Below are 21,472 nucleotides of genomic sequence, written 5' to 3'. Positions count from 1 at the left end.
GCCGACATCACGTATCCGTGGAAATATCGTCCCAGTCCTGGTCCATGTAGCCGATCAGCCAGTTGAGGGCGTAGTGCCATTCGTAGACCACGCCCTTGTCCAACCTGGCGGGCGGCTCCTCGCCTTTCAGTCTTGCGTTCACCGCCGCCCAGTCATAGCGGTAGATCAGGTCGGCGGCGTCGAGCAGCTCTTTCTGCGGGCGCAGCCTGGCACGGCGTATCAGACCATCCGTTCCCAATTCGCGAAGTGTTTTCGCGATGAACGGTACATCGCAAATATGGTCGGGACGTTCGAGCTCAGGCGAAATCCCGAGCGCCCACAACATCACGTGCACGCCCTCGTAACGCCAGGCAAAGTTTGCCCGGTCCTGGTCAGAGGGATTGGGATCGTCCATGAACGCCTGCTCTTTCGGAGTGAAAAAACTTGCTGCGTCGAACTGCCGGATGAGAGCCTGCCCCATTTCGTGGTCGCCGGTCTCTCCTTTCACGGCAACGATCGCAAGCGCGATCGTGCGCTCCACGACTTGCTTGGTATTTCGGCGGGTACTCTCGTTCTCGGGCTCGACGGTCGGCAGGTGATCAATCGTCGGCACGCCTTCCGATTGAAGCTGGGCGATAGACCGGGCTTTGCGCGCCCCTGCCTCATCGGCGGGTTGCGAGACGGCTGTCTGTACCGGAAGGATCAGTGCAAGAAGGACAGAAAATAGGCGCTTCACCGTGTATGGCTCCTCTCATCTCTTTGACGGATCGATAAACATTTCCAACGCTATCGGGATGTGTTTTGGGCAAAAGCGACGTCGGTTTCCGCAAGGGTGGTAAACGGCATTTTACAGATTGAGCAAATCGTTAAATTTTTTCCGATACAAAAGTCCCTGGCCAAGCCGGTATGAGGCCGGACCGTTCGATCGAGGACTTACAATGCGTCGTCCAAACATTAAATCGAGTTTGCTGTTGATTTTCAGCGGTATAGCCCTTCTTTTCGGTCTCGTCGCCTATCTCGCGGTCGATGGTCTTCGAAACACGAACGGCTCCACCGAAGAAATCGCAACCCATTGGCTGCCGAGCGTCCAGGCTTCGCAATCGATCAATCTCGCCATGACGAATTTGCGCCTCGCCTACCGTGACCACATCATTGCGCAGTCCGAGGCTGAAAAGAAAACACGCGAAGAGGCCATCAAAGCCGCCGAGGATACGGTTGGTAAATCGGTGGAAGCCTACCTTCCGCTGGCGTCATCGGACCACGAGCGCGACCTGATCAAGACGATCAAGGAGAGCGTTGGAGGCTACATCGCCAGCAGTTCGCAGCTGCTCGCCCTTTCCCGCGCCAACAAGACGGAAGAAGCCGGCAAATATCTGGGCGGTGAGATGCGCTCCTATTCGGACAAGCTCAAGGAAGCCACGGCCGCCCTGGTCGAATTGGACGTCAGCGGCAGTAACAAAGCTGCCGCCCTCAGCAAGGAAACCTTCGACTCCATAGAATTCTATCTGCTCGCCGCAATCAGTGTGGCCGGGTTGCTCGTTCTCGGCGCCGTCGCCTTCGTGCTGACCGGCATTGCCAATCCGATTACCGGCATCACCGCCGCGATGCGCCGGCTGGCCGACGGCGACACCGAGGCGGAGATTCCGTTTGCCCACCGCGCTGACGAAATCGGATCGATGACTGGAGCCGTCGAGATCTTCCGTCAAGCCGCGATCACGAATAAGCGGATGGCACTCGACGCCGAAGAAAACCGCAACAGGGCAGAGGCCGATCGTGTTGCAGCTCAGAAGCAAGCGGAAGCCGACGCCTCGGAGCGGTTGCGCATTGCCACTTCGGGTCTCGCCGCCGGACTGAAGCGGCTGGCCGCAGGCGACCTCGCCTTTCAGATCAACGAGACCTTCGCGCCCGACTTCGAGGCGCTGCGCCACGACTTCAACCAGTCCGTCACCCAGCTTGGCGCGACGCTCCGAGCGATCTCCGACAGCATCGGGACGATCGACGAAGGCACGCGGGAAATCTCCTCCGGTGCGAGCGATTTGTCGAAGCGCACGGAGCAGCAGGCGGCCTCGCTCGAAGAGACGGCAGCCGCGTTGGAAGAGATCACCGCAAACGTTGCGAACTCCAGCAAGCGGACTGAGGAGACGCGCACGGTGGCCACCGAGGCAAATCGCAGCGCCGGCATCTCCGCGGAAGTCGTTTCCCACGCCGAAGAAGCGATGGAGCGCATCGAGACCTCTTCTCAGCAGATTTCCAACATCATCAGCGTCATTGACGAAATCGCGTTCCAGACCAATCTTCTCGCGCTCAATGCGGGCGTGGAAGCCGCACGTGCAGGCGAGGCCGGCAAGGGCTTTGCCGTCGTCGCCCAGGAAGTCCGCGAACTCGCCCAGCGCTCGGCAAGTGCCGCCAAGGAAATCAAGGGCCTGATCCAGAACTCTTCGAAGGAAGTTGAAAGCGGCGTCAAGTTGGTGCGCGACACCGGCCAAGCCCTGAAGACCATCGGCGGCTTCATCACACAGATCAATCACCATATGGACTCGATCGCCACCTCTGCGAAAGAGCAGTCCGTCGGACTGAGCGAAGTCAATGTTGCGGTCAACCGGATGGACCAGACCACGCAACAGAATGCGACCATGGTGCAACAGTCGACGGCGGCATCCAATTCACTCGCGCAGCAAGCCCAGACACTTCGCGAACTTATCGCCCAGTTCAGGCTCGACGATGCGGCGTCCAACCAGTCGTCAGCCCTTCGCTCGACAGTGAGAACGATGGCGCAGCCTTCAGCCCACACCGCCATCCATGCGATTGCCGCACGCCGCTAGGACGGGTGCGGATGGCCGATCCCCTGCCCTGACCGCTTGGACAGACCAGAGATGAAGGCGCCCGGCAATGCCGGGCGCTTTCGTTTCATCATGCCGCGAAGGCCGGATTACGCCGGGCGCCCATTCTCAACACGAAATAGATCGCCCCGCCGATTCCGACGCCGAAGAACCAGCCATAAGTGCCCCACCAATCCGGCAGGATGCTGGTGAAGGTCGGCAGGATCGAGGAGAACAGCGCGCCGACCGCAAACGCGATAAAGGCGTTGCCGTGCCAGCCGTTCTGGAAGCGGAACTCGCCATTCTCGTGATAAAGGGCCTCGACGTTCAGCTGGCTCTTCCGGATGAGATAGTAGTCCACCATCATGATGCCGAAGATCGGACCCATCGTCGACCCGATGAAGTTGACGAAATGCGCCGCACCCGTTTCCCAGGGAGCAAACGGATAAAGCACCAGCGCGATCAGCGCGGCGATATATCCGCCGCGTTTGAAGTTGATCTGGCGCGGGAAGACATTGGCGAAATCGAAGGCGGGCGAGACGAAGTTCGCCACGACGTTGATGCCGAGCGTGGCGATGGCGAATGTCAGCGCGGCAAGCAGCGCCAGGAACCAGCTGTCGAATTTCGCCGATATCATTTCCGGATGCAGCAGGACCTCTCCATAGACGGTGAAGGCCGCCGTGGTCGTGACACCTGCGACAAGGCAGAACGCCAAAAGGTTGATCGGCAGGCCCCAAAGATTGCCCTGCGCAACGCCTTTTCGCTCGTCGCGTAACGCGAGAAGTCGCAGAAGTTCAGGTAAAGCGCCGCGAAATAAGTGATCCAGGTGGCGGCCACCGCGGCAAGCGCGGCGATCGAACCGGGCTCGCCCGGCACGCCGGCATCCTTGGTCTTTTCGATCAGCACGTCGCGCGGGATTTCGGAACCGAATGAGAAGGTGCCCGACTTGACGACCAGATAGACGGCCAGGATCAGCATCATGATCCAGACGGCAGGGCCGGCCCAATCCTGGAACTTGCGGACAGTTTCCATGCCCCGCTGGATGATCAGCAGTTGCAGCGCCCAGACGATGACGTAGCAGATGAGTTCGAGGGTCGAATGGCCGAGTATGTGGCTGTTCTGGTGGAAGGCGAGCAGGCTCTCGTTGCGGATCAGCAGGGCAACGATCGCGCCGGATGCGGCGGCGGTCTGTGCGCCGTACCAGAAGCAGGCGACCACCGCCCTCACGAGTGCTGGAACATTGGCCCCGAACGTGCCGAACGAGGCGCGCGCCAGAACCGGAAATGGTACGCCGGTGCGCACGCCGGCATTGCCGACCATGCTCATTAGAAGGAAGATGACGAGAGAGCCGATGCCGATGGCGATAACGAAGTTGACGAAACTGCCGCAGAGCAGAAACAGGCTTGCGGCGAGATAATAGCCCCACAGGCTATGGACGTCCGATGTCCAGACGTTGAAAATGCTGAATGCACCCCACTTGCGCTCCTCCGCGGGTGCAAGGTCCTCGTTATATAACGAGGGAGACGGATTTCGTATGCTCATGAATGCCCTCCCATATCCCCTGAGGCCGACTCGGCCACGGACGGAAGTCTGCTCTTCATTTATGCATCTGACAATTTAATAGTCACATTGTACACAATGTTGATGGCGGCGATGTAAAAAGGCTCCGAGCTATTGCGAACGAACGACACGTCCGGCCAAGCGAAACGGGCTTGCGACTGCGGCGCCGGCGGCATCGAAGACGAAGGCGCCGACATCGCCGGGGGTCGATCGCCGGCCGCTCTCGAAGGAGGCAAGCTGGGCGCCGAACTTGGCGAGTGATGCGTAGCGGTCGTGGCCCAATCCGTCGGAGGTCTTGATCGACGTGATGTCGATGACCCGAAGCCGTGCCTTCAAGGCGGTCTCCTCGATGACGGGATCGTCGATATCGAGCCGTCCGACGCGCGGCCGCTCCCCGGCGATGAAGCTCGAGGCCACGAGCGCCTGGTCGTCCTTGGAAACCAGAAGGGAGATCGGGATAGGCATTGGACCAATGTCATTTAACTGGGACCGGAAGACATCGACATCGATGTCTGGGGCGGCCAGCACCACCGCCAGCTTGCCGATGACGGCGTCGCGATGCTGCAGCTTGAGCTCTCGCACCGTTTCCATCACCAGGAACCCGCCCATGCTGTGTCCGAACAGAATGATGCGTTTCACCTTGGCCGATGCCGAGAGCGACGTGACGAGAGAAACAAGTTCGCTTCGCGAGGAAAGCGCGGCATCGCGGTCGGCAACATATCCGGCGACGGACGCCGCCGAAGGCCAGGAAAACAGGATCGGAGCGCCGGGGATTTTCGCGTCCGCGGCGATCTGGGCGGTGCGGTAAAGCGCCTCCTGGTAACTGTAGTTGTAGCCGTGGACGAAGATGCCGATGGTGCCGTCGGGTTGCACGGAGGCGAGCGCCTGCTGCACGAAAGCATCCCTAGGCAGTTGCTTGCGCTCGACGACGGCAAACTGCCGTTGCGGATCCGGCTTCGCCTTGGGATAGGTGATCGCGGTATCCTTCCTGCCGGGAGGAACCGAAAACGCGTACTGCTCATAGGTCAGTTTCTCGGCCCATGCATTGCTGAACCCACCCCGCACGCTATCGGGGGCTCTGTTGGTCGCGACGAGCACGCTCACCTTATCCGGAGCCGTTTCCGAACGAGCCGGCTCGCTCAGATGAACAGGCGTCAAGACTTCAGGCGATGGCCTCGTGGCGCAGCCCGCAAGCATCGCCAAACCAATGGTCACAATGATCGCCAGTGCTGTCTTCGGCAGGCCTCGGAGAGGTCGTTCGATCATCGATCCGTTTCCCTCAAGGCCAGACGCTCTCCGGCGTGCGCTTCTGTCCACGTCATCATTCGCCATGCCGTTCCCGCGCCGGTGTGAGACGGCATCACCTGCGCCATCCCACCCATTCGTCGCGGCCTGTGTTGCAGCGGCCGCCGCGGTGGCCGTGGGCGATGGCCGTCGGAGACTGCATCACGCCTCTGCCGTGGCTTCGCCCCGCGCACCCTCATCCCTTGGGATCCTGAACCACGCCACGTAGAGCGCCGGCAGGAACAGCAGAGTGAGCGCCGTCCCGATAACGATGCCGCCCATCATGGCGTAGGCCATCGGCCCCCAGAAGATCTCGCGCGAGATCGGGATCAGCGCGAGGGTTGCTGCCGCCGCCGTCAGCATGATCGGCCGCATGCGGTGCTCAGTTGCTTCTATGACCGCCTGCCATGGCGCCATTCCCTCGCTGCGCAGATGCTCGATCTGCACGACCAGGATGACGGAGTTGCGGATCAGGATGCCGATCAGCGCCAGAATGCCGAGGATGGCAACGAAGCCCATGGGCGCATTGCTCAGCAAGAGCGCCGCGACCACGCCGATCAGGGCCGTCGGCGCGACCGCGAAGACCAGGAAGAGGCGGCTGAAGCTCTGCAACTGGATCATCAGGATCGTCGCCATCGTAAACAGCATCAGCGGAGCTACCGCCGCAATTGGCCCTTGCGCCTCGGCGCTGGATTCGACCGCACCGCCGACTTCCACCTTGTATCCGACGGGAAGGTTCTTCTGGAATTCCTCGACCTTGGGCTTTAGCTGATCGACGATCGTGGCCGGCTGCGTCGAGCCGATGACGGCCGCCTTGAGCGTGATGGTGGGCTGCCGGTCACGACGCCAAATCGTCGGCTGCTCGAGTTCGTAGCGGAAATTCGCCACGGCCGAGAGAGGCACAACCTTGCCGTTGGAAGTGGAGAGCTGCAGGTTCTCAAGTGTCTGGACGGAATCGCGCTCGGAGGCCTTGGCCCGCCCGATGACATTGACCAGATAGATGTCGTCGCGGATCTGTGTCGCTGTCGAGCCTTCAACAATGCCGTTGAGGGCGGTTGCGATGTCCTCGGAGGAGACGCCGAGCTGACGCGCCTTGTCCTGCAGTACATCGACCTTCACGACGCGAGATGGCTCATTCCAGTCCAACACCATGTTCGACAGCAGTGGATGCGAACCGACAACGCCTGCAAATTGCTGGGAAATGTCGCGCACCTTTTGAATGTCGGGGCCGCTGATCCGATACTGGACCGGCTTACCCACCGGCGGGCCGATGTCGAGAAGCTTCACGAAGGCGTCGGTGCCGGGGAAGGTCTTCGTCAGATAGTCCTGCAGCTCCGCCCGCACCTTGTCGCGTACGTCGAGGCCCTTGGTGACGATGATGGTCTGTCCGAAGGTGACATCGGGTGTCTGCACGTCGAAGGACAGGATGAAGCGCGGCGCGCCCTGGCCGACATAGGTCGTCCAGTGGTCGATATCCTTGTTATTGGCCAGCATCTCCTTTTCGAATTTGGCCATCTGCCTGTTGGTCTCGGCGATCGAACTGTTGTGGGGCAGGTTCCAATCGATCACGAGTTCTGTTCTGTCGGAATTCGGGAAGAACTGCTGCTGCACCAGCCCCATGCCGCCAACCGAAAGTGCGAAGACCCCGACCGTCAGGACGATGGTGATCCAGCGCCAGCGCATCGCCAGCTTCAAAAGCCACGAGAAGACGGCGGCGAATCGGCCCTTCTTCTCGTGATGCGATTTCATCGTCTTCGGCAGGATGGTGACCCCGAGAAGCGGCGTGAACAGCACGGCGACGATCCAGGACACCACAAGCGAAACCGCGATGACCACGAAAAGCGTGAAGGTGAATTCGCCGGCCGCACTGCTGTTGAGACCGACCGGGATGAAGCCCGCGACGGTCACCAGCGTCCCCGTCAACATCGGAAAAGCCGTCGAGGTATAGACGTAGGTAGCGGCCTTCCTCAGATCGTCGCCCGCCTCCAGGCGAGCCACCATCATTTCGACGGCGATCATGGCATCGTCGACGAGCAGTCCGAGCGCAATGATGAGTGCGCCGAGCGAGATGCGCTGAAGCGAAATGCCGGAGTATTCCATCACCACGAAGGTGATGGCGAGCACGAGAGGAATGGAAATCGCCACCACCATGCCGGCGCGAGCACCGAGGCTAATGAAACTGATGACAAGCACGATGACGATTGCTTCGAAGAGCGCGCGGGTAAAGCCCGAAACCGCTTCGTCTACAACGGCCGGCTGATCGGAAACGCGGTGGACGTCCACGCCGATCGGAAGATCGGCAACGACCTGTTTCATCCGCGCGTCGAGTCCTTCGCCGAACTCCAGCAGGTTGGCGCCCTGCTTCATGCCGATGGCAAGCCCGATTGCGGGTTCACCGTTGAAGCGGAACAGCGCCGAGGGCGGATCGACGTAACCGCGCTTGATCGTGGCGACGTCGGTCAGCGGGAAGAAGCGGTCGTTGATGCGAAGGTTGATCGACCGCAGGCTTTCCTCGGAGGTGAACTGCCCGCTCACCCGCAAGGCAATCCGCTCCGGACCGGCATCGACGAAGCCGGACTGGGTGACAGCATTCTGGGCCTGCAGGGTCTGGATGACCGACTGCTGGTCGATGCCGAGTGCTGCGATCTGGCGCGTGGAGAATTCGAGATAGATCGCCTCGTCCTGAGCGCCGATCACATCGACCTTGCCGACATTCGGCACCGTCAGAACTTCGGAGCGGGCATTTTCCACGAGATCGCGAAGCTGGCGCTGGGTCAGCCCGTCGCTGGTGAAGGCGTAGATGTTGCCGAACACGTCGCCGAAGCGGTCGTTGAAGAAGGGACCGACGACCCCGCTCGGGAAATCGCCCTTGATGTCAGCGATCATGTTGCGGATGCGCAGCCAGGTCGGCGCGACGTCCCTTGCCTTGGTCGTCGGCAGCAGTTCGACGAAGACGGTCGTCTGGCCGGCGACGGTCTGGCTCTTGGTGTAGTCGAGCGATTCCAGTTCCTGGAGCTTCTTCTCGATCCTGTCGGTCACCTGCCGCGTCACCTCCTCTGCGGAAGCACCGGGCCACTGGGCGGTGATGACCATCGTCTTGATGGTAAAGTTCGGGTCTTCCTCGCGGCCGAGGTTCAGATAGGAGAAAGTGCCTGCAAGAATGAAGACGATCATGAAGTACCAGACGAGGGAACGGTGCTCGAGCGCCCAGTCGGAAAGATTGAAAGACTTCACTGGCTGATCTCCTGGTCGATCCTGATGGCCTGGCCATCTTCAAGTTTATGCACGCCTGCCACGACCACCCGCTCTCCTGGAGCGAGCCCCTCGGTGACGCGGACGGTGCCGCCGTCGACGACGTCGCCGTCGATCTTCACGCGGCGCAGTGCCACCTTCTTGGCCGGCACGTCGACAATCCAGACGCTGGCGCCGTTCGTGCCGGCAAGGATCGCGGACGAAGGCAGCACGATCTCGGGATCGGCGGCGATGGCTGCGGAGGCTGTGATGACTGCGCCGAGCCTGAAGGCTGCAGGCGGATCGGCGAGCGCGATCTTGGTTCTGCTGGTGCGGGTGGCGGCTTCCGCCTCCGGTGCGATCTCGCGCACGACGCCCGTCGTGCGGATGGAAGGTTCTAGCTGCAGCGTCACCTCGAATGGCGCGCCGACCTTCAGTTTCTGGGCCGCGGCCTGAGGCACGTCGACCACCGCGTCGCGCTTGTCCGGCCGCGCTATCGTGACAACCGTCTGGCCGGCCGAGACGACTTGGCCGACCTCGGCCGAGCTTGCAGTCACGACACCATCGAATTCCGCCTGAAGCTGCGCGTAGCCGAGTTGCTCCCTCGCCTTGTCGAGATTGGCCTGCGCCTTGGCGACGGTGGCCGCGGCCGTCCTTTTCGCTTGCTCGGCTTCTTCGAGCGAGGCTTCGGTGCCTGAGCGCGATTCCACCAGCGCGCGCTGGCGCTGTTCCGTCGTCACCGCGTTTCGAAGCTGGGCATCGCTATTCTCGACGTCGGACTGGGCGCTACGCACGGCAAGTTCCAGCGCCAGCGGATCAATGGCCGCCACGACGTCACCCTTCTTGACGACATCACCGACATTGACGTTGCGGGCAATCATCCGTCCGAGGATCCGGAAGCCGAGATCGGTCTCGATCGTCGGCTGGATCGTGCCGGTCAGGCCGAGGCTCGTCGCGGGCGTCTGCCTGACTGTGATCGAAAGCACCGGGCGGGGGGCTTCACCAGTGCTTTCCTCCTGCTTGGTGCAGGAGGCGATCAGGGCCGTACCCATCATCAGTGCGATTATCTTGGGACGAATACTCACTTTGATGCTTCCTTGATATAAGACACGATTTCACCGGGCCTGAGGAATTTGGTGCCGTCGGTCACCACGACGTCCCCTGCCGAGACGCCCGACTTGACGATGAAGCTGCCGGTCTCGTAGCTGGCTACGTCGATCGCTGTCGCCGCAACCGCAGAGGATGCGGGATCGACGATCCAGACGGCCGGCTTGCCGCCCTTGGAGGTCATTGCCGACCAGGGCAGCTGGATGACGTCCTGCGGGACGTAATTGAATTTTCCGACGACCGGTGCGCCGAGAGGAATGGGCGCGTCGCTCGATAACGCCACTTTGACCCTGATAGTGCCGGTGGAAGAATCGATCGTCGGCGAAATCTCGCGCACCTTCGCCGTGATCTTCTGCGAGGGGTCCGACAGAAGGGCCACGGTGCCGTCGCCGTCGATCGGGCGCAGGAAGGCGCTCTCGACCACTTCGAAGACGGCATCCCGGTCACCGTCATGGGCAAGGGTGAAGACGACCTGGGCTGCCTGCGCCACCTGCCCGACCTCGGCATTGCGGGCGGTGATCACCCCGTCGGCATCCGCCTTCAGCTCGGTATAGGACAGGGTGTCCTGCGCGGTTTCAAAGAGCGCCTGCGCCGACTTCGTCGATGCCTGCGCCGTCAGAAGCGCCTCCTGCGCCTGGTCGAGCGCGGCACGCGTCGTCACCTGGGTTTGAAACAGGCTCTGCTGTCGGTCGAATGCGAGCTGCGCCTGGGTTTGCTGCGCCTCAGCGGACTGAAGATTGGCCGCCGCCACATCCAGGTCGGCTTTCTGCTCTTCCGGATCGATGCGCGCCAGGACCTGCCCCGCTTTCACGGACTGCCCGACCTCCACCAGCCGCTCGACAATCTTGCCGCTGACACGGAAGGACAAATCGGTCTGGATCCGAGCCCGGACTTCTCCGGTGAGCGCGCCGCCCTCAGCCAGCGGCTCAGATTTAGCCACGACAACGCCGACCTGCCGCGGGGTCGGCTCAGTCGGCCCGCTCGGATCGCTGCATGATCCGAGACCGACGGCGCATACGATCGCGGTGGCGATCAGAATGGTTCTCATAGTTGACCTCTTGCTCTCAACGGCAGCTGCTATATAATTGACTGACGTATTAGTCAATGAAACTTTGCGTCGCAGGCGGGCGCGTACAACAAAGGGAGGCAGGAAATGGCAGATCAAAAGAAGGTCACACGTGCGGAACAGAAGGCGCTACGGCCCATCCAAATTCTGGATGCCGCCTTCGAGGAGTTCGTCAAATGCGGCTTTGCCGGAACACGTATCGAAGATATTGCCGACAGGGTCGGTGTCACCAAAGGCACGGTCTATGTCTACTTCGAAACGAAGGAACAACTTTTCGAAGCGATGATCAACCACTTCTCCGTACCGTTCCAGGAGTTGCTGGGGATCGTTGGCGCTTTTAGCGGCAAGGCCGCCGACAGGCTGATGGCCATTTTGAGCCTGCTCTACGAGCAAATCGCCGAGGATCGCACAACCCGCGAGCTGGTTCGGCTCGTCATTGCGGAAGGACAGCGCTTCCCCGAGCTGATCGACCGCCACCACGATGAGTTCATCGCGCCGATCATCGCCAAGATCGACGCCCTTCTCCTGGAGGGAATGGCGTCGGGGGAGTTTCGCGAAATCCCGGTGGAATTCTCCGAGATCGTGGTCGCGCCCATTCTGACGACGACGGTTCTGCGGCTGATATTCGACGACCGCCGGGTGCCTACCCCCAACAAGGAGGCCTTCCTGCGGACCTATTTCGATCTGCTGTTCAACGGCCTGCTCGCCAAGCCTCACTGATCGCCAATGGCTCTGAGCGCCCGCGTTCATCGCTCGTTTGCGGTAGCGCGGTGGCCGGTTTTCGCCGAACGCGAAAAAATTGGTTACGGTGCAAGTAGCTTTTCTGAAGTCTTTATGTGAAAACATCGAGTTAGCTGTGCCTTCGAACGCACGACCTCAATTCGCGACGGAATAAAGTGGAACGCAAAGTCAATCTCAAGGATGTCGCGCGCGACGCTGATGTATCGCTGAGCACGGCCTCGCACGCGCTGAACGGGACCGCGCCGCTAACGGTCGAAGTGCGCGAAAGGGTGCTGGATTCGGCCAAACGACTGGGTTATCTCGACCGCCGCAGGAAGAAGGCGACGATCGCGGCGCTACGTGTCCTGCTTCTCGCCATTCCGGGCGATGCGGCGCCGGAGAGCGACCTCAACCTAGTGAGCTGGACGATCCTCAACGGCCTCAGGAAGGAGTGCGAGCGTCGCGGCATCCGGATCGTGCCTTTCGTCAGCACCGGCCGGCGCATCGACGGCGCCGAGGTCAGACAGATCGCGCTCTCCGAGCGCGCAGACGGCATCGTGGTCCTCAACGATGATCAGCCGGAACTGATCCGAAGCCTCTCCTCCCCTGATGTGCCTGTTGTCATCGTCAACGGTGAAGATCCGGCCATGCTGGTCGATACGGTGACGCCGGAAAACCGCTTCGGGGCTCGGCTTGGCATCGAGCACCTGCTGGCGCTCGGACATCGCCGCATCCTGCACCTGACCTGGAAGGGCCGCACGACGATCCAACGCAGATATGACGGCTTTTCCGACGCCTATTTCGCCGCGCAGCTTCCCGTGCCCCAAGACATGATCGTGGAAGCCGAAGGATATGAGCCTCGTCACGGCGAGGCCGCCATCAACGCCTTGCTCGATCGCGATCCGACGATGAAAGGCGCTACCGCAGTCTTCTGCGCCGCCGACAATCTGGCGCTCGGCTGCTTGAAGGCATTGGCCGATCGCGACATAAGCGTGCCCGAAGCAATCTCGGTGCTGGGCTTTGACGATATCGTCCCCGGCGAATTCAGCCGTCCGCCGCTTTCAACGGTCAGCGTTCCCACCGACAAGCTCGGCGCTGCCGCCTTGGCGCTGATCGAACAGAGGCTGATTGCCAATGACCCGCAGCGGCCGGCCCATCGCCTGGAACTTGGATGCCACCTCGTCCTGCGCGGCAGCATCGCGCCGCCGCGCTAAAAACCCGTCGGACGCCGGCAGAATCCCGAAAAGCTCTAACGCAAGCGCTCCGCACGCAGGCGCGTATCTCGCGGACTTTCACCGAAGGTGCTGCGATAGATGATCGAGAATCTACCCGCATGAGCGAACCCCCATATCATGCAGATTTCGCGGACAGATCGCTGGTTTGTTGGATCCCGCAGTTGCTCACGCGCCGCTTGCAGCCGGATCGTGCGGAGGTAACCCGCCGGCGACGTTCCCCTGAAGGCCTTGAATCCCGTCTGCAGCGCGCGAAGTGAAACGCCGACATCGTCGGCAATCATCGTCATGGTGAGAGGCTCTGCGATATTGGCATGCATATAGTCGATGGCACGCCGGACATGCCAGGGAGCAACCAACGACACTTTCTTCTTTTCCAAGTGACCGGACAGGCGGTGATGGCCAAATCGGATTACAAGATGAGCAAGCGTTTCACTCATCGTTGCCATGGCGAGAGGGGAAGACAAAAGCGGACCACCGTCGCGCATGCCCTGCACGATCGTCTGCACCAGGTTGCCGATAAGCTGGCCCGATTGTGTCGCGAGATCCAGGATGGGTTCAAAGTCGAGCGATTCGGAAAGTGGCGCTTCCACCAGGGAGACGAGCATTCTCCTCACGACTTGCCAGTCCAGGAAGAGAGCGTCCGAGCGATGCGGGCCTAGGACGACGCGATCACCAGCCTCATGATTGTTGGCCATAAGAAGATGACCTGCTCCGCTTTCGACCATCCTTTTTCCAATGGATAAACGAAACGATCCCATGTGCGGCAGGTAAAACGCGAGGTGTTGCGGAGTTTCGTCGAGCGTACGGATTGTCCAGGAGGTCCGGTAAACCGAATGGATTACCGTGAATGCCTCGGTCCTACGCAAGTCCGCTGCCCAGGCGAAGGTCCGGTCATTCGTCAACGGCTGTGCCCCGAAAGCGCCGTATCCTTTCGAAAAGGCATGAACCATCGATTCGAAGGTGCTGCCTTCATGTGTCGGCACAAACCTATAACCCTCGGGCTCAAGAACTCGGGCTGTATTTTCGTGTCCCAATGAGATCATGCAACTCGATTCTTTTCCCTAGGCACCCCAGACGTCATCCCGACTGGCCTGACCAATCTCGATGAGGTAAGCAGGAGCGCCGACACCATGGATGAATTTACTTGCCTCTGATGGAAATAAAGCGTCCCCTCCTTTATCTTCACACCTACAGTGTAAATCAAAACGATCAGAAAATGAAGTACGTTGCTTTAAACCATGTCGACGCACATTTTTTGCGAGACGTACAACCGGCGCGGGTCGCCTCCCGCAACGAACGGGACCTCTTGCGGTTGATCTGGAAGTCTCCCGGGATCGAGCGTTCCGACCTGACCGAGCCGCTCGATCTCACCCAGCAATCCTTGCACCGGATCGTCGCCCGGCTTCATGAGCGGGGAATGATCGTCTTTTCGCATTCGGAGGGCCGGCGGCCGGGTCCGCCCAGCCCAAAGTTGACCCTTCGAAGGAACTGGTGTCTGACACTTGGCATTTCCGTGAACGTCGGCTCGATCGGCCTTTGTCTCATGGGCTTCGGCGAGCCTTTGGAAAATATGGAAATCCCGCAGGCAGGCGACTCGCTGTCGATGGAACTGGAACGGATTGAAGCCGCGGTCGAGGACATTCTGGCCCGCCAAGGCGCCAAACGGCGCGACGTCCTCGGCGTCGGCCTGGCGGTCGCGGGCCACCGCATGCTGGACACGGCCTTCAACTGTCCTCTGCCACTTGCGCATTGGTCACTGATCGACTTGGCGCCTTTGCTTGGAGAGCGGCTTGGCCTGCCGATCTGGGCAGACAATGTTGCCAGGACCGCAGCTTTGGCGGAAGCGATTTTCGGGGTTGGCCGCGACGTCGCGGACTTCGCCTATATTGCCCATCTTCACGGCTACGGCGGCGGCCTGGTTTCGGGAGGCATGCCGTTTCGTGGCAGTTTCGGCAACGCCGGTGAATTTTCCGTTCTCTTCGCGCGTCAGGACTATGACGATCGCCCCGCACTTGGCCAATTGCTCGAATATCTTCGCAGCAAGGGACGCTCGGACCTGGCCCTCAAGGATCTGAAGAATGAGGAGCTGGTAAATTGGGACGGCGTTGGCGAATGGGTCGACCGCGTCTTGCCGGCCCACAATCGCGCCATCAATGCGATCTGCGCAATTTTCGACCCCGCCCTCATCGTCCTTGGCGGCGAGCTTCCGCATTCACTTGCGAGAATGCTTATCGAACGGACCGAATTCAACAATCTGCCTCGGCACGGCGTACTGCGCGACGTTCCCCGCCTTGCCGTGGCTGAGATCATCGATGCGCCGGGTGCAATCGGCGCGGCCTTGATCCCGCTGTTCGAAACCGTATTGTGATATCTGTACCGGCAGCACCGCTCCTGATTATGCGGAATTCTGAGGCATTGCTTAAAACGAATTCGGAACGGCCCAGGCGATCAGGCCTTTGCCGATTCTGTCCAAAAGCGGTGGGTGCCGTAGCCTCCCTTCCATCTGAATTCTGCCCATTCTTCCTGCTTCAGAACTACATTGCCACTCGAGGCGGGCGGTTGGCGCTGACATTGCGTTGCGCCGATTCCATGCCGGGGCAGCCTTGCTGGGCGCTGCGGCCTGAGGGGCGCCGTTGTCGCCGCATTCTGGCAACCTGCACTCAGGTATTCTGCGCATTGGATAATCGTATAGTCTGCCCGAGGACTGAGAATTGGGTAAAGTCCCCGGAAGCCATGCGCGAGACAAAAGCCTGAAGAGCGCCGCGCCGACCAGCTTCGATGCGGCGCGCTTCGGCCGGCGCTATGAGACGGGGTATGCGATTTCACGCCTGGGAGGAGAACTTCTCCACGCCTCGTTTACTTCATGCCCGTTCCAGCAATGCCGGTGGTGATGTATTTCTGCAGGAACAGGAAGACAACGGTGACGGGCAGCAGGCTGAGGAAGGTCATCGCCAGGATATAGTGCCATTGCACCGAGAATTCTCCCTGGAATGCGTTGAGGCCGACCTGCAGCGTGAAATTCTCGCGGCTGTTGAGGACGATGAGCGGCCAAAGAAAGTCGTTCCAGCGCCAGAGCACTGAAAAGATCGCCAGCACTGCGAGAGCAGGCGCTGTCAGGGGCAGGATGATCCGCCAGAAGATGCAGAATTCGCTTGCCGCGTCGACCCGCGCCGCCTCGATCAGCTCATCGGGGATCGTCAACATATATTGCCGAAGCAGGAAGACGGCGGTCGGAGAGGCAATCGTCGGCAGGATGACGCCCCAGAGATTGTCGGCAAGCCCTACCCCGACGATGACGAGGTAGGCCGGGACCATGACGACGGCAAGCGGGATCATCAGGGTCGAAATGATGATGACGAAAACCGTCGTGTCGCCGCGAAATTTATATTTCGACAGCGCAAATGCCGCCATGGCGTTGACAACAAGCGTCAGAAGCGTCGCAACGACGGTGACGAACACCGAATTTTTCAGGAAGGTCAGGAAGTTGAAGCGCGTCAGCGGATCGGTGTAATTCTCCGTGGCGACAGTTAGGTGCTGCACCGGCGTGATCCCCTTCACGTCGACGCTGACCGGCTGTCCCGGGTTTGCGGGATCGACCATCTGCGCCTTGAGGCCGACGCGCCTGATCATCGCCATTTCGCGTGGCTGGCCGTCAATGGTGACCTGCCAGAGGCTGAGCGGTTTGTCGAAGCCGGGCACGCTCTGCTCCACGGCGGCGCGGGGAAGCAGCGTCGGCGGAAAGCGGGTGATTTCGGCCGCCGGCTTCAGCGAGGAAAGGCCTGCCCAGGCGACCGGAACAAGCACCGCCAGCGTTCCGCCGATCAGCCAGACCCATGACAAAATATCGGTGATGTCGATGCGTCCGGCACGGCGCGTGCGCGTCATGAAGCGGATCGGGTTCATAGAGCTGTTCATTCAGGACTCCATTCGCTTGCCGAGGCGCAGTTGTATGAGGGTGAGTACCAGGAGCACCAGTCCCATGAGAACTGAGGCGGCCGAGGCCAACCCGAAGAGGCGCAGATCGCTGCTGAATGCCATCTGGTAGATATATTGGACGATGAAGCTGTTGGCTGTGCCGGGGCCACCGCCGTTCGTCAGAACCCAAGCCTCGTCAAAGATCTGCACGGACTTGATCATCAACAGGATGAATACGACGAGCAGGTTCGGCGCAAGAAGAGGCAGCGTTATTCTAAAGAGGGTGCGGCGCGGCGAAGCTGCGTCGATCGAGGCGGCCTCATAGAGCTCCTTCGGGATCGCCTGGAGGCCGGCGAGCAGGATGAGCGTGTAAAAACCCATATGGAACCAGACCGACACTACGACGACGAAGAAGCGCGACCAGCCGACATCGAGCAGGAAAATCTCCGGCGGCACGCCGATCATCTGAAAGAACGCGTTCAGCAGCCCGTTGCGATCGAGGAACCATTTCCAGATCAGGCCGATGACGACGGGCGACAGCAGGACGGGATAGAAGAACATCGCACGAAAGAAGCCGCGCGCAAAGATCGCCCGGTTGAGGATAAGCGCCGTGATCAACGCCACCAGCAACGTGGCGGTGACGTTCAACGCCACGAACCACAGCGTGTTCCACACCGCCGTCCAGAACAACGATTCCTGGCAGGTTCCGGGCTGCAGGTAGTTGCCGCAGGACAGCAGGGCGCGGAAGTTGTCGAAACCGACGAAGGGCCGCTCCGAGACGAAAAGATTGGTGCCGCCGGTGAAGGCGTAACCGACTGCAATCGCAATCGGCAGGAATGTGAAGATGGCGAACAAAACGAGGTTCGGCGCCAGGAATAGCCAGGGCATGCGCTTGCGGCCGAGGACGCGCTCCACCGCATTCATCGGAGCCTCGACCACCCTCATCGCCGTTTCGCCTGTCTGGGAGAGCATTACACCAGCAGCAGCCATGGTCAGCGCCTCCCCCGTCCTGATCGACGGGCAAAAGCAAGTTCGCTTTCGGGATCGAACAGATGAACACGCGCCGGATCGGCATCGATCACGAGCCGATCGCCCTGATGAGGCGCAAAGTGGCCGGCCTCATGGATGATGATCTGCTCGCCCTGCCCCTCGAGATTGCCGTAGACGTAGGTCTCGGTGCCCAGGCCCTCGTGATACTGGACGACGAACGGCAGGCCCTGACCGCTGGAGCGCGAAAAATGCGCGGGCCTTATGCCGGCGAGAACCTCCTGCCCCACCGCAATGCCGGCGAGATCGACATCGCTGACGATCCTGCCGCCGTTGGCGACATCGATGGCGATGCCGCTTTCCGTGATGGCGGCGACCTTGCCCTTGATGATGTTCATGCGTGGCGAGCCGAGGAAGCCGGCGACGAAGAGATTGAGCGGGTGGTCGAAGAGTTCGAGCGGCGCGCCGACCTGCTCGACCCGTCCGGCGCGCAGCACGACGATCTTGTCGGCCATCGTCATCGCCTCGACCTGGTCGTGGGTGACATAGATCATCGTCGTCTTGATCTCGCGGTGGAGCTTGGTGATCTCGGCGCGGGTCTGGACGCGAAGCGCCGCATCGAGATTGGAAAGCGGCTCATCGAACAGGAAAATATCAGGTTCGCGCACGATCGCCCGGCCGATTGCCACCCGCTGGCGCTGGCCGCCCGAAAGCTGCTTCGGACGCCGGTCGAGATAGGGTTCGATCGCCAGCATCCTGGCGGCCTCAGCAATGCGGGCCTCGATCTCGGCGCGCTTGAACTTCAGGTTTTCCAGGCCGAAGGCGAGGTTCTTGCGCACGCTCATATGCGGATAAAGCGCATAAGACTGGAAGACCATGGCGATCTTGCGCTCGGCCGGCGAGAGCGCACTGACATCGCGCCCGCCGATCGCGATCTTACCCTCCGTCACCTCCTCGAGGCCGGCGATAACGCGTAGCAGGGTCGACTTGCCGCATCCGGACGGACCGACGAAGACAACGAATTCGCCGTCCTTGATATCGAGTTCGACGTCATGCAGGACCTTGACCGTGCCGTACGCCTTGTTGACGGTGGAAAGTTTCAGTTCTGCCATGCCTCACTCCCATCAGATGCCGCCGTTTCGAAGACGACGTCGTTTTCGTTCCAGCCTTGCGGCAACGGTGCCGGCCTCGTGATCCGCACCTCGTTCATCAAGATCCCGTCGACATCGGCTGCATAAACGGCCGGCATTCCACCGGGATAATCCTGCAGGCCGATCACCCGGCCGTCCGCGCCGCGGGTCCAGGCATTGGCGCGCCCGCCGCCATCGGCCCTCGGAACGAGATCGGCATTGGTCGGGCGAAGATCATAGGTCCGCCCGGTGCCGAGTTCTCCGGGCTGCTGGCAGACGGCAATACGGGCCAGCGACACGTTCCGGATGCCTGACGGCGCGGCAGCAATGACGGTAATCGCCCCTTCCATACGGCCGGTCACATCTTCGACAATGAGGTTTTCGACAGCGCCTGCGGGGCGTTCGGCGATGCGGTCGACAACATTGACGGTCAGCGCCTCCCCCGAACCCCAGAAGCCATCGGGCGTTTCGCGGCAATCAACCGAAATTCTGGAAAACCTCACATTCGATATCCGGCCGCCATCGCGGGAAAATATGCCGAGCGCCCGATTGGAAGACGAGACACTGCAATCTTCGAACAGGACATTGGTGATGTCGCCATGCGTTTCCGTGCCGATCTTCAGCGCACAGCTCAAGCTCTGAACGGAGCAGCGGCGCACGAGAATGTTCTCGCACCGGCCGATGGCGACGCCTTCAGGACCGATGCTCGTCTTCAGGCATATGCCGTCGTCGGCCGTCGATATAGTGCAGTCCTCGATGAAGGCGCCGCGGCAGGCGTCGAGCACGATGCCGTCCGTATTGGGAAGGCGGCGGTCGTTTTCGATCGTGACGTTGCGGACAGCGACATTGGTGCAGTCGACGAAATGCAGAGTCCACATCGGCGAACCGCTGATGGTGAGGGAACCGATCTCGACCTCGTCGCAGTGTTCGAAGACGACGACACGGGGACGGAATTCGGCCGGGATGAAGGTTCCGACCGTCTCGTCGTCTCCTGTGATGAAGCTTTCGCAGCTGGCTTCGATGCGCCCTTCCCCCGTCAGGCTGATCCGCCGCGCACCACTGGCGACGATCATGCCGCGGTCCGACTTCTCGGCGATCACCGAAACCGTCGTGCGTGCGTAAGCCGCATAATCGGGAACCGGACGCAGGATCGCGCCGGCGGCCAGATGCAGGTCGACACCGGAGCGCAACCGCAGCCCCCGGCAGATGTGGATACCCGCCATGAGCTCCAGGCGTCCGCCGCCGGAAGCTGAAAGACTGTCGATTGCCGCCTGCAGGCGATCAGTATTGTCGCTGTCGGGCGCCTCGATCGCGAAGAGGGAGGGAGCGCTCATTGGCGACGGCCACTCTCGATCAGGACTTCGGTCAGAAGCAGCATGGTCAACGCCTGGCCGTAAGGTGTCGGCAGGTTCGGGATGCGCCGGTAGAAATCGAGATCATGGCCCATCGGCGTGCCGTCCGAGACGCCGTGGACGACGCCTTCGTCGTCGATTCGCGCCATCACGGCCCTGAGCGCACGCTCCGCGTGATCCCTGTCGCTCTCGTCCAGAATGCCGGCATCTATGGCGCGCAACATGCCATAGGCGATGCCCGCCGTTGCCGAGGTTTCGAGCGGCGAGGACGGATCGTCCAGAAGCGTCGTGAACATGCCATCCGGCCGCTGATATGCCTTCAGCGAGCGCACCTGGCTGGCGAGAACGTTGGAGAGGAAACGCTGGTCCTTCTCGCTAAGCGTCGGCACGAGGTCGAAGAGCTCGGGGATCGCGACCGTAATCCAGGCATTGCCACGCGCCCAGAAGGCATTGGCGAAATTGTGCCGGCCGTTGAAGGTCCAGCCGTGATACCAGAGGCCGCTGACCGGATCGGCGAGATAGCGGGTGTGTAGCATGAACTGATAGACGGCCTCGTCGATCCAGTCCTTGCGCTCGCAGAGCACGCCGGCTTGGGCAAGGAAGAGGCAGGCCATGAACAGGGTGTCGTCCCACAATTCGCCGTCGTTGAGTCGCTCCTTGACGACGTGCTGGAAGCCACCCTCTTCGGTCTTCGGCAATTCGTTGATGAGCCATTGGGCCCAGTCCTCGACGAGAGCGCGAAAATCCGGACGGTCGACATGCTGGACGAGGATTGCCAGCGGCAGCATCGGTGCCGTGCTGTTGATCTGACGCGGCGGAAGGCCGCGTTCGATCTGGCCGCTATACCAGGCAACGAGCTCCTGCAGCGCCTTCTGGTCATTGGTGGAAATTGCGCGCCTGAGAAATCCGTAAAGGCCGACGCCGACTTCCCAGTCCCATTCGTCGAACTGGATACCGGAAGCGGCATTATCCGTCACCAGACCTTCCTTGATGCCCCTGAGCCGGCTGAAAGCCGTCGCCACGCGATCGATCGTCGTCAGGAGGGCGGCGTTATCGACGGATGTTGTGTTCATGCTGGAGACCTATG

15 protein-coding genes and 1 pseudogene are annotated in these 21,472 nt (G+C 61.0%); 4 read left to right on the top strand and 12 right to left on the bottom strand.

The window, feature by feature from the left end; genetic code table 11:
• Nucleotides 1-7: 7 nt before the first annotated feature.
• Nucleotides 8-715: a DUF4272 domain-containing protein gene (locus tag ATY29_RS00690; RefSeq protein ID WP_097534594.1), complete on the bottom strand. Its 708-nt coding sequence runs from the start codon at nucleotides 713-715 to the stop codon at nucleotides 8-10.
• A 202-nt stretch (nucleotides 716-917) separates the two neighbouring features.
• Between ATY29_RS00690 and ATY29_RS00685 the strand changes: the two genes are divergently transcribed.
• Nucleotides 918-2,801, top strand: a complete 1,884-nt coding sequence (locus ATY29_RS00685; RefSeq protein WP_097534592.1) for a HAMP domain-containing methyl-accepting chemotaxis protein — start codon at nucleotides 918-920, stop codon at nucleotides 2,799-2,801.
• 88 nt (nucleotides 2,802-2,889) lie between these two features.
• Here the strand turns inward: ATY29_RS00685 and ATY29_RS00680 are convergent.
• From ATY29_RS00680 to ATY29_RS00660, 5 genes and pseudogenes are all read right to left on the bottom strand, one after another.
• Nucleotides 2,890-4,340: pseudogene (locus tag ATY29_RS00680) on the bottom strand (NCS1 family nucleobase:cation symporter-1).
• 129 nt (nucleotides 4,341-4,469) lie between these two features.
• On the bottom strand, nucleotides 4,470-5,624 hold the full coding sequence (locus ATY29_RS00675) for an alpha/beta hydrolase (RefSeq protein WP_097534590.1): 1,155 nt from the start codon (nucleotides 5,622-5,624) through the stop codon (nucleotides 4,470-4,472).
• Nucleotides 5,625-5,804: 180 nt separating this feature from the next.
• Nucleotides 5,805-8,876, bottom strand: coding sequence for an efflux RND transporter permease subunit (locus ATY29_RS00670; protein WP_097534587.1), 3,072 nt, complete (start codon nucleotides 8,874-8,876; stop codon nucleotides 5,805-5,807).
• A complete protein-coding gene (locus ATY29_RS00665; protein WP_097534585.1) occupies nucleotides 8,873-9,958 on the bottom strand; it encodes an efflux RND transporter periplasmic adaptor subunit in 1,086 nt (361 codons plus the stop codon). The genes ATY29_RS00670 and ATY29_RS00665 overlap by 4 nt, the downstream gene beginning before the upstream one ends.
• Nucleotides 9,955-11,028 carry an efflux RND transporter periplasmic adaptor subunit gene (locus tag ATY29_RS00660; protein ID WP_097534583.1) on the bottom strand — a complete coding sequence of 358 codons (1,074 nt, stop codon included), beginning with the start codon at nucleotides 11,026-11,028 and terminating at the stop codon, nucleotides 9,955-9,957. Before ATY29_RS00660 ends, ATY29_RS00665 begins: the two co-directional genes overlap by 4 nt.
• A 105-nt stretch (nucleotides 11,029-11,133) precedes the next feature.
• Here ATY29_RS00660 and ATY29_RS00655 point away from each other — a divergent pair, with 105 nt between their 5' ends.
• Both ATY29_RS00655 and ATY29_RS00650 read left to right on the top strand, forming a co-directional pair.
• Entirely contained in the window at nucleotides 11,134-11,766 is a 633-nt protein-coding gene (locus ATY29_RS00655; RefSeq protein WP_097534581.1) for a TetR/AcrR family transcriptional regulator, read from the top strand.
• A gap of 176 nt (nucleotides 11,767-11,942) precedes the next feature.
• Nucleotides 11,943-12,980, top strand: a complete 1,038-nt coding sequence (locus tag ATY29_RS00650) for a LacI family DNA-binding transcriptional regulator (RefSeq protein WP_025417637.1) — start codon at nucleotides 11,943-11,945, stop codon at nucleotides 12,978-12,980.
• 35 nt (nucleotides 12,981-13,015) lie between these two features.
• Here the strand turns inward: ATY29_RS00650 and ATY29_RS00645 are convergent, their stop codons facing one another.
• The gene (locus tag ATY29_RS00645; RefSeq protein WP_483251923.1) at nucleotides 13,016-14,035 is read right to left on the bottom strand and encodes a helix-turn-helix transcriptional regulator; all 1,020 of its coding nucleotides are present in this window, start codon (nucleotides 14,033-14,035) and stop codon (nucleotides 13,016-13,018) included.
• Between the two features lie 182 nt (nucleotides 14,036-14,217).
• Between ATY29_RS00645 and ATY29_RS00640 the strand changes: the two genes are divergently transcribed.
• Nucleotides 14,218-15,369 (top strand): ROK family transcriptional regulator, encoded by a 1,152-nt coding sequence (locus tag ATY29_RS00640; RefSeq protein ID WP_025417635.1) that lies wholly within the window; start codon nucleotides 14,218-14,220, stop codon nucleotides 15,367-15,369.
• Nucleotides 15,370-15,857: 488 nt separating this feature from the next.
• Here the strand turns inward: ATY29_RS00640 and ATY29_RS00635 are convergent, their stop codons facing one another.
• From ATY29_RS00635 to bglB, 5 genes are read right to left on the bottom strand one after another with little or no spacing between them, the layout of a single operon-like run.
• Nucleotides 15,858-16,904 carry a carbohydrate ABC transporter permease gene (locus ATY29_RS00635; RefSeq protein ID WP_025417634.1) on the bottom strand — a complete coding sequence of 349 codons (1,047 nt, stop codon included), beginning with the start codon at nucleotides 16,902-16,904 and terminating at the stop codon, nucleotides 15,858-15,860.
• A 12-nt stretch (nucleotides 16,905-16,916) separates the two neighbouring features.
• Nucleotides 16,917-17,906 carry a carbohydrate ABC transporter permease gene (locus ATY29_RS00630; RefSeq protein WP_025417633.1) on the bottom strand — a complete coding sequence of 330 codons (990 nt, stop codon included), beginning with the start codon at nucleotides 17,904-17,906 and terminating at the stop codon, nucleotides 16,917-16,919.
• A gap of 2 nt (nucleotides 17,907-17,908) precedes the next feature.
• Complete coding sequence (locus tag ATY29_RS00625) at nucleotides 17,909-19,015, bottom strand: ABC transporter ATP-binding protein (protein WP_097534577.1); 1,107 nt, start codon at nucleotides 19,013-19,015, stop codon at nucleotides 17,909-17,911.
• The gene (gene pglB, locus ATY29_RS00620; RefSeq protein WP_025417631.1) at nucleotides 19,003-20,367 is read right to left on the bottom strand and encodes a polygalacturonase PglB; all 1,365 of its coding nucleotides are present in this window, start codon (nucleotides 20,365-20,367) and stop codon (nucleotides 19,003-19,005) included. Before pglB ends, ATY29_RS00625 begins: the two co-directional genes overlap by 13 nt.
• Nucleotides 20,364-21,458, bottom strand: coding sequence for a beta-galactosidase BglB (gene bglB / locus ATY29_RS00615; protein ID WP_097534575.1), 1,095 nt, complete (start codon nucleotides 21,456-21,458; stop codon nucleotides 20,364-20,366). Before bglB ends, pglB begins: the two co-directional genes overlap by 4 nt.
• Nucleotides 21,459-21,472 lie beyond the last annotated feature (14 nt).

It is taken from the genome of Rhizobium hidalgonense (assembly GCF_002914525.1).
GTDB lineage: Bacteria > Pseudomonadota > Alphaproteobacteria > Rhizobiales > Rhizobiaceae > Rhizobium > Rhizobium hidalgonense.
This window is presented reverse-complemented; position numbering and strand designations above follow the sequence as displayed.